This is a genomic window from Lacinutrix cladophorae, from assembly GCF_053604645.1.
Map to the genome: position 1 here is coordinate 135,140 of NZ_JBSHNR010000071.1, position 9,051 is coordinate 144,190.

A 9,051-nucleotide genomic window follows, 5' to 3' on the forward strand; every position below is an offset into this window, starting at 1 on the left:
TATGCTAGGATTAAAACTACCAACAGATCCGCGTTGGGTAAATATTGTAGAAAAGAATATAGAAGATATTCTTACAGACCATGCTTTTTGTGAGCAAAAAGCAACAAGTACAGCAATTTCATTAATTGTAAGTTTTCCAGAGTACACAGAACTTGTACAAGAAATGGTTGCTTTGGTAAAAGAAGAAATTAGCCATTTTAAAATGGTACATGATATTATTCTTGAAAAAGGCTGGACACTTGGTAGAGATAGAAAAGATGAATACGTAATAGCGCTATTAAAGTTCTTTCCTAAAGGAGGAAGCAGAACAACACAATTAGTGCATAGGTTACTTTATGCAGCTTTAATTGAAGCAAGAAGCTGTGAACGTTTTCGATTACTTTCGGAAGCGTTAGAAGATAAAAAACTAGCTACTTTTTATAAAAACTTAATGGTTAGTGAAGCAAATCATTATACCATGTTTCTAGGCTTTGCAAGGCAATACGGAAACCGAAAAGAAGTAGATGAAAAATGGCAAAGCTTATTAGATTATGAAGCAGAAATAATGAAAGATTTAAGTAAAAGCGAAAGTATACATGGTTAACTAAAAAAGCCTTCAAGATAGTTCTTGAAGGCTTTTTTTATAGGATGTATTAACTACTTATATTTTTAAACCAATACCTAATTGAATGGTTGAATTTTTAGCTTCCAAATTTGCTTCATTATCATCTAAAATATTACCAAATCCATAGCTAAATCTAGCATCTATAAAGAAATTTTCAAATAGATCATATTGTAATCCTCCTACTCCAGAAAAAGTAAAAGTTTTATAACCATCTTCATAATCCCAAATTTTTAAATTTGCTTGTGGTCCAACTCCAATAGATAATTGACCAATATGATAACGTAAAGTAATAGGCAATTGTATATAATTAGCTCTTAAACTTCTGTCTTTTCCTCCTTCTGCAGAATACATTAATTCTGGCATAACCGATATTTTTTCAGAAAAAGCATAGTCTACAAAAGCACCAATAGCCAAACCATTTCTATGTGTATTATCAAAAGTTGGATCTGGTTCAAAATCTAAATTAGAAATGTTTACTGCTACACGAACACCAGAAGTAACATCTTGTGCTTGCATTAAAAAACCAGTAAATAAAAAAGCTATTAATAGTAAATTTTTTCTCATTGTTTATAAATTATAAATTAAAAGACTAAAGTAATAATAAAAAAGTTTCTAAAAGAATAAAACTAGATTTTATACCCTACTCCAAATTGAATATTTGTTTGTCTCACCTTATAATCAGATTCTTTATCAATTTTATTAGTAAAACCATAACTATATCTTAGATCTACAAATATTTCGCTTGTAATCATATATTCTCCTCCTATAATTCCAGAAAGCGCAAAGTTTTTAAACCCATCATTTTCTTCATGAATTTTCACACCTACTAAAGGTCCTGCACCTGCCGAAATTTTATCTGTAATTCTATATTTAAAAAGAATTGGTGCTTGAATATAGTCAATACGTAACGATTTTTCTTTAGCACCTTCAGCAGAAAATTGAAGTTCTGGCATCAATGCAATTGTATCACTTAAATCAAACTCTCCAAAAAATCCAAAAGCAAAACCATTTCTGTGTTGGTTTGTAAATTCTGGAGCAGGATCAAAATCTAAATTAGAAATATTTAGTCCTCCTCTAACACCATAAAGCACATCTTTTTCTTGTGAAAAACCGTAAAAAGAACTGCATAAAAGGGTTATAAATAGTATTGTTTTTTTCATCTTAATAAAAGTATTGATTAAGGTTAAAAATGGTTTGTTATTCATTTTAAATTTTGCTTTATAATACACACAAAATTTATAAGTGATGTTTATATAAGGTGGATAAATATAAATTAAATTCCTAAATTTCAGTCATATAAAAGATAAAAAGCAAATTTTTACTGTATATTACTTGAAACAGTATCGTAATACATACTCTTTATAATACCATCTGCTAAACCAATTTTAGGTACATATAAGTCTTTTGCCCCACTCCATTTCATTGCAGATAAATATATTCTTGTTGCTGGAATAATTACATCTGCTCTATCTTGATTTAAATTTAGTTCTGTTATACGTTCTTCATAAGAATACGTTTGCAACATATTATAGTAGCTTGTTAAATAAAAATAGGTTAACGGTTTACCAAATGCCTTACCAGAAATTTTAAATATTTTGTTAATGTTCCCACCAGAACCAATGACATCTATTTTATCATAAATAGACGTTTTTTCCTTTATCCATTGCTCCAACTCGTACCAGGTTTCTTTTTTTACTATATCGTTTAGCAATCTAACGGTTCCAATTTTAAAGGACCTTGAGGTAACAGATTCCCCGTTTCTTATAACTGTAAATTCTGTACTTCCTCCACCAACATCTACATATAAGTAGGTTTTATTTTTATCTATAAATGCATGTAAATCTGTTGCAGCAATAATTGCAGCTTCTTCTTCACCATCAATAATATCTATTTTTAATTGCGTTTGTTCTAAAATAAGTGCTGCAGTTTTTTCTCCATTTACTGCTTCACGCATAGCAGATGTTGCACATGCTTTATACTTTTCTACTTTATGCGATTGCATTAATAATTTAAAAGCTAGCATAGTATCTAGCATTCTTTTAGTGTTTTCTTTTGATATTTTTTGTTTTACAAAAACATCTGCTCCTAAACGAATTGGCACACGTACTAACGAACTTTTTTTAAATCGAGGCGCTTTTCCTTTTTCTTCTATAATATTTGCTATTAATAGTCTTACAGCATTTGATCCAATATCTATAGCTGCGTATTTTTTTATAGATAACATTTATTGTTTATTTAGGTAATAATTATAGGTCTCAAATTGTGTTCTAACCTTTGGTTTATCATTACGTTTATATTTATTATTTTGACTTGCGTTTAATATTCTTGCTTTCACATTATCATTCCAGCAAATATTATAGGTGTCTATTAATTCCTGTTTAATTTCTTCATCATATATAGGACAGCTTACTTCTACTCTATTTTCTATATTTCTTGTCATCCAATCTGCAGAAGAAATATAAACTTTAGGATTGTTATTATTACAGAAAACGAATAGTCTTGTATGTTCTAAAAACTTATCAATTATACTAATAGCTTCTATGTTTTCACTCATTCCTTTTTTACCAGGAATTAAACAGCAAAGACCTCTAATTATTAATTGAATTTTCACACCAGCTCGACTAGCTTCGTATAGTTTATCTATCATTTTATAGCTAGACATGCTATTCATTTTAAGCTTAATATATGCTGGTTTACCTGCTTTTACATTTTCTATTTCTTGATTAATTAATTTAAAAAATGCCGACTTGGTATAATGTGGTGATTTAATAATATGTTTGTATCTAAAAACACGATAATTCGTATCGAAAAAACTAAACACTTTATTGATGTCTTTTAATATTTTTTGGTTGGAAGTAAAAAGGGTATAATCGGTATATATTCTTGCTGTAGATTCGTTAAAATTACCTGTACTAATAAATCCGTAACGCACATTTTTATTGTTTTCTTCGCGCTCTACCACACACATTTTACTATGCACTTTTAAACCAGGAACTCCAAACAATAGATGGATGCCTTCTTGTTGCATTTGTTCGGCATAATCTATATTCGCTTGTTCATCAAACCTGGCTCTAATTTCTATAGATACCGTAACTTTTTTGCCGTTTTTTGCAGCATTAATTAGTGAGCTTGCTACATGCGATATTTGCGCTAATCGATAGATCGTTATTTTAATACTTTTAACAGAAGGATCTAAAGCAGCTTCCCGTAAAAATTTAACGATATATGAAAAGGTGTGATAAGGTGCATATAGCAAATAATCTTTTTTTGCTATTTCGCTAAATATACTTTTTTCAAGACTTAAACCTTTTATTGGTAAAGCTTCAATTTTGTTGTAGAGTAAATCGGTTCTTCCTAAACTAGGAAAGCTCATATAGTCTCTTCTGTTATGATATCTTCCACCTGGAATAATACTATCTGTATTCTCAATATCCATTTTTGTCATGAAATATTGAAGCGTTGTTTTGTCTATTGTTTTATCATATACAAAACGAACTGGATCTCCAATTTGTCTGTCTTTTACACTGTCTGATATTTTTTCAATAAAACTTTTACTTAAATCACTTTCAAAATCTAATTCACCATCTCTGGTGATTTTAATCATATGAGCAGAAATACTTTTGTAATCAAATATGTTAAAAATATCATCCAAACAATAACGAAGTAAATCGTCTACCATAATAATATAGTTTTTGTCATCTTGTTTAGGCAAAACAACAAACCTATTCATTGCTTTAGATATTTCAATTAGTGCATACTGATTTTCATTACTATTAAGCATCATATTTACTGCTAAATAAGCCGCACTATCTTTAAGGTTTGGAAGTTTTACAAACTCGTTAAGTACGATAGTTACTAATGCTGGACTTACTTTTTGAAGAAAGTAGTTTTTAATAAATTGATGTTGCTCTTTATTTATTTGATTTTCCTTAATTATGAAAATATTTTCAGATTCTAACTTCTTTTGAATAACCTGTAAAATCTTTAAGCTTTCACTTTGTTGTTTAATAACTATTTGTGTTATTTTTTCTAATAAATCATTAGCTTTTATTCCTCCTAGTTCGCTTTTACCTCCTTTTCCAGCTTCAACAATACGTTTTACTGTGGCGTATCTTACTTTAAAAAATTCATCTAAATTATTAGAAAAAATCCCTAAAAAACGTAACCTTTCAATTAACGGAACATCTTCATCTTCTGCCTCTTGTAAAACTCTAGCATTAAACTGTAACCAGCTAACTTCTCTATTAATATATATGTTATTTAATTTTTCTGCTTTAGTCATTTAGTAGTGTTTTCTTAAACAAATATAAATTAATTAATACTTTTTTTAGTTCAAAAAAGATATAGATTTAAGTTATTTTAAATCCTTCGGAAAAATTTTTAATACCGTTTTTCCAGGTACTAAATGCTTCCATTTATCTATATTAAAATCTATACTAACCAAACCGCTAGTTGGTACGTTATCATATATAACAGAACCATAGGTGTTTACAAAAGATGTGATAGCAAAATTATGACCAAAAACCATTAAATGATTAATACGATTATCATAGTTTTTTATGACTTGAATTAAATCATTTCCAGAAAAATCATACAATTTACTATTTGTTTGAAAATCAATGTGTTGAAAATTTAGTGTTTTAATAAAAATCTCTGCAGTCGTTCTAGCTCTATTTGCATCACTTGAAACAATTAAATCTGGTTTTATAATTTGATTATCTAAATGTGTTGAAACTAAAAAAGCATCTTCTAACCCTCTCTTTTTCAACGGTCTCTCAAAATCTATCACTTGGTGTTCCCAGGAGGATTTTGCATGTCTAATTATTGTGATTTTTTTCATTTTTCTATTCGTTAAATTATGATATTTTAACGATTAAATGTAATCGCTATTCCTTTTGTCGAATTTTTGAGTTACTTAGCACTTTTATTTGATGGAAAACTAAAATCGCTATTAATTTGTTACATAAGCTATTAATTAATAACCCAAATTTAATAATTAAACTTAATCTAAACACATTTAAAATAATGTACTTCCCTCTCTAAAGATTAACGTCTTACTTTACATTTTGGTTTATTTTTAAAATATAATTATTTTAATTTATAAAAGTGACTTTTATACTATTTTTGTGTCAAAAACGGTATTGAGTAATAAAGTAATTTTTATTAGTTAAAAATTTAAGATTTATATAATTATGAGAAAAGTAATCTTATTATTTGTGGTATGCCTAATATCACAATTTGGTTTCGCACAAGAATTAGTTAAACTTGATTATTCTGATTTTATGAATAGTCAATATATGAAAAGTAATTCTCTAGAAGGATTTAAATACTTAGCTACTGAAGCAGAAGTTGGTGTTGCTTACTTAGAGCAAAATGAAACAAAGACTTACAATACCGAAAATAGTATTAAGTTAATTCGAGTTACAAGTAGTAATATTGATAAATTAAATACATCCTTAAATTTCTCCAGTTCTGTAGAAATGATAATCATAGATATTTTAAAACCAAATTTAAATTTAGAAGCAATAGACTGCTCTAAACTTAAACAATTTGATAACCTAAAGTACATCTACTATAGATATCAAATAGACATTAAAAATAATAGTGAATTACAAAAGTTTAATTGTTTACCTGTTACAGTAAAACAATATTACACGAAACAATTAGCTTCTTAAAACATAGACTATGAAAACATATACTAATTCATTTTTAAAAGTAGTAGTCATTTTATGTCTATGCTTTTTTAGTTTAAATAATATTTACAGTCAAGTTAGAGTCCCTTTTACCCAAAGAACTGCAGCAGATACTCCTGGTCAAACTCTTTATAGTATAAAAGGAGATTTTACATTAATTGGAAATACTAACTATACGTTACAAAATTATTCTGACACTACACCTAATAGTAATAATGTAGTGAGGAATGTAGATGTTGATGGAAACAGTTTTCCTACAACCAATTCATCATCTGCTAATTTAACATTTAGTACAGAAAATGGTGCTATACCAGAATGTTCTAATATTATTTATGCAGGTTTATATTGGACAGGTAGAACAGCTAACTCAAATGTTACTCTTGCAAAACGAAGTGTAAAGTTTAGACATGAAAACCAAACAGCTTACCAAGACATTGTAGCTAATATTAGTGATATTTATTTTCCTGGGGATAACAACATGTATGCAGCTTATGCTGAAGTTACAGATATAGTAAGAGCTAATGGATTAGGAAATTATTTTACTGCAGATGTTGAAGGAGGTACTGGTAATGGTGGAGTAACAGGATATTATGGAGGTTGGTCTATGGTTGTTGTTTACGACAATGATTTAATGGAATGGAGAGATATTACTGTTTTTGATGGGTATGCATATTTACAGGGTTTATTAACAACAAGTGAAATTTTAAATGTTAGCGGATTTAATGCGATACAAAATGGACCAGTAAATATGAAATTAGGGATTGTTGCTGGTGAAGGTGATGTATCTATTCCTGGTGATTATATTCAAATAAGAAATGCAGCAGATACAGCTTGGGTTCCTTTAAACCATAGTGGCAATTCAACTACAAACTTTTTCAATTCTTCTATTCAAACTGGTGGTAATGCTAGAAATCCTAATTTACTTAATAATATAGGTTTAGATATTAGTATGTTTAATATTAATAATACAGGAAACTCTATTATTGCTAATTCACAAACATCTACAAGTTTTAGATATGGATCTATAGCAGATACTTATATTATATTCAATATGGCTATGGCTATTGATGCATTTGTTCCTTCAATAGATGGCCAAGTAGCTATAAATAATATAAACGGCGACAATTCAGTTACTGAACCTTATACTATTAATCCTGGAGAAACAGTACAATTTGACATTGATATTCATAATAATGGTAATGAAGCATTAGAAGATTTTTTAATACAAATACCAATTCCAGAAACTGGTGTTTTTAATCCTGGAAGTATTCAATACCAAGTAAATGCTCCAGCAAGCACTTCTGCTGTACCTTATTATGATGCCGCTTTTGGTACTAATGGAGGTATTATATGGGAATTTGGAGATTTACCGGAAGCAAATAATATTAGTGATGTACTAGCTACTCTATCTTTTGATATAGAAGCTTCTACGAACTGTGAAGCTTTTAACCCACCTAACTGTAGCCCGATAATTTCCTTATCAAGTGCATTAATGACAGGTACTGGTGCGGTTTCTAATAGCCCATTTTTTATAAAATTTAATAGTGGTTATCAAGATGCTCCATGTGTAGCTTACCCAATCACAGAACCAATTGTAATAACTGTTATTCCTTCTTTAGAAATCGATAGCGCAGCTTCAAATCTTACTGTAGAATGTGATGGCTCAGGGAATACAACAGAAGTAAATGATTGGTTAACCACAGCTGGTGGTGCCAGTGTTGTTGGTGATTGTGTAATAAACTGGACTAATGATTACACTGGATTATCAGATAACCAATGTGGTGCAGCTGGATCTACAACTGTAACTTTTACTGCTACAGATACTTGTGGAAATACTACTACAACTTCTGCTTTGCTTACAATAGAAGATACTACACCTCCAGATCTTTCCAATTGCTCTGTTACAGATGAAACTTTAGAATGTAATGGAACAGATAATGAAACCATTGCTAACGATTGGAATGCTGCTAATATTTTAGCGTTACAAACTTGTCCAATTGATGATTGTAATATTTCTGCAACATATACTATCGTTTCTAATTATAATTTTAACAACCTTGTTTCTACTTGTGGTGCTGGTGGTACGATCGAAGTTATATATACAGGATCAGATGATTGTGGAAATGAAGCATCAATTACTGCGACACTTACTCTTGAAGATACTATTGGACCAGACTTATCAAATTGTTCTATTACAGATGAAACTTTAGAATGTAATGGAACAGATAATGAAACCATTGCTAACGATTGGAATGCTGCTAATATTTTAGCGTTACAAACTTGTCCTGTCGATGATTGCAATGCTACTGCTACCTATACTGTTGTTTCCAATTATAATTTTTCAAATCTTGTTTCTACTTGCGGTTCGGGTGGTAGTATTGAAGTTATATATACAGGATCAGATGATTGTGGAAACGAAGCATCTATTACTGCGACACTTACTCTTGAAGATTCTATCGGTCCTGATCTTACAGCTTGTACGGTTGTAGATGAAACTATAGAATGTAATGGTACAGATAATGAAACCATTGCTAATGATTGGAATGCTGCTAATATTTTAGCTTTACAAACTTGTGGTACGGATAGCTGTGATGCAGATGCTACTTTTGATGTAACTTCGGATTATGCTTTCACGAACCTTGCTTCCACTTGTGGTGCTGGTGGTACTATTACTGTAATCTATACGGTATCGGATGATTGTGATAACGAAACTACACTGACTGCGACACTTACACTTGAAGATTCTATTGGTCC

Annotated in this window: 7 protein-coding genes and 1 pseudogene; 3 read left to right on the forward strand and 5 right to left on the reverse strand. The window is 29.7% G+C overall.

All coding sequences use genetic code 11. The features are described 5' to 3' along the window. Position 1: 1 nt before the first annotated feature. A complete protein-coding gene (gene miaE, locus ACVC3Y_RS02035; RefSeq protein WP_303425648.1) occupies positions 2–583 on the forward strand; it encodes a tRNA-(ms[2]io[6]A)-hydroxylase in 582 nt (193 codons plus the stop codon). 57 nt (positions 584–640) lie between these two features. Here the strand turns inward: miaE and ACVC3Y_RS02040 are convergent, their stop codons facing one another. The 5 genes from ACVC3Y_RS02040 to ACVC3Y_RS02060 all read right to left on the reverse strand — a co-directional run bounded on the left by ACVC3Y_RS02040 (position 641) and on the right by ACVC3Y_RS02060 (position 5,444). After that, positions 641–1,168, reverse strand: coding sequence for a porin family protein (locus ACVC3Y_RS02040; protein WP_303425646.1), 528 nt, complete (start codon positions 1,166–1,168; stop codon positions 641–643). A 62-nt stretch (positions 1,169–1,230) separates the two neighbouring features. Then, positions 1,231–1,764, reverse strand: coding sequence for an outer membrane beta-barrel protein (locus ACVC3Y_RS02045; RefSeq protein WP_452225979.1), 534 nt, complete (start codon positions 1,762–1,764; stop codon positions 1,231–1,233). Positions 1,765–1,922: 158 nt separating this feature from the next. Then, the gene (locus ACVC3Y_RS02050) at positions 1,923–2,828 is read right to left on the reverse strand and encodes a Ppx/GppA phosphatase family protein (RefSeq protein ID WP_303425643.1); all 906 of its coding nucleotides are present in this window, start codon (positions 2,826–2,828) and stop codon (positions 1,923–1,925) included. Next, positions 2,829–4,886 (reverse strand): polyphosphate kinase 1, encoded by a 2,058-nt coding sequence (ppk1, locus tag ACVC3Y_RS02055; protein ID WP_452225980.1) that lies wholly within the window; start codon positions 4,884–4,886, stop codon positions 2,829–2,831. A gap of 72 nt (positions 4,887–4,958) precedes the next feature. Continuing rightward, entirely contained in the window at positions 4,959–5,444 is a 486-nt protein-coding gene (locus tag ACVC3Y_RS02060; RefSeq protein ID WP_303425640.1) for a SixA phosphatase family protein, read from the reverse strand. Between the two features lie 352 nt (positions 5,445–5,796). Here ACVC3Y_RS02060 and ACVC3Y_RS02065 point away from each other — a divergent pair, with 352 nt between their 5' ends. Next, on the forward strand, positions 5,797–6,279 hold the full coding sequence (locus ACVC3Y_RS02065; protein WP_303425638.1) for a hypothetical protein: 483 nt from the start codon (positions 5,797–5,799) through the stop codon (positions 6,277–6,279). A gap of 10 nt (positions 6,280–6,289) precedes the next feature. Then, positions 6,290–9,051 (forward strand): annotated as a pseudogene (locus ACVC3Y_RS02070) (hypothetical protein); the annotation flags it as partial.

Coding starts and splice junctions, on each gene's coding strand:
- miaE (WP_303425648.1), top strand. CDS start 2: ATGCTAGGATTAAAACTACCAACAGATCCGCGTTGGGTAAATATTGTA.
- ACVC3Y_RS02040 (WP_303425646.1), bottom strand. CDS start 1,168: ATGAGAAAAAATTTACTATTAATAGCTTTTTTATTTACTGGTTTTTTA.
- ACVC3Y_RS02045 (WP_452225979.1), bottom strand. CDS start 1,764: ATGAAAAAAACAATACTATTTATAACCCTTTTATGCAGTTCTTTTTAC.
- ACVC3Y_RS02050 (WP_303425643.1), bottom strand. CDS start 2,828: ATGTTATCTATAAAAAAATACGCAGCTATAGATATTGGATCAAATGCT.
- ppk1 (WP_452225980.1), bottom strand. CDS start 4,886: ATGACTAAAGCAGAAAAATTAAATAACATATATATTAATAGAGAAGTT.
- ACVC3Y_RS02060 (WP_303425640.1), bottom strand. CDS start 5,444: ATGAAAAAAATCACAATAATTAGACATGCAAAATCCTCCTGGGAACAC.
- ACVC3Y_RS02065 (WP_303425638.1), top strand. CDS start 5,797: ATGAGAAAAGTAATCTTATTATTTGTGGTATGCCTAATATCACAATTT.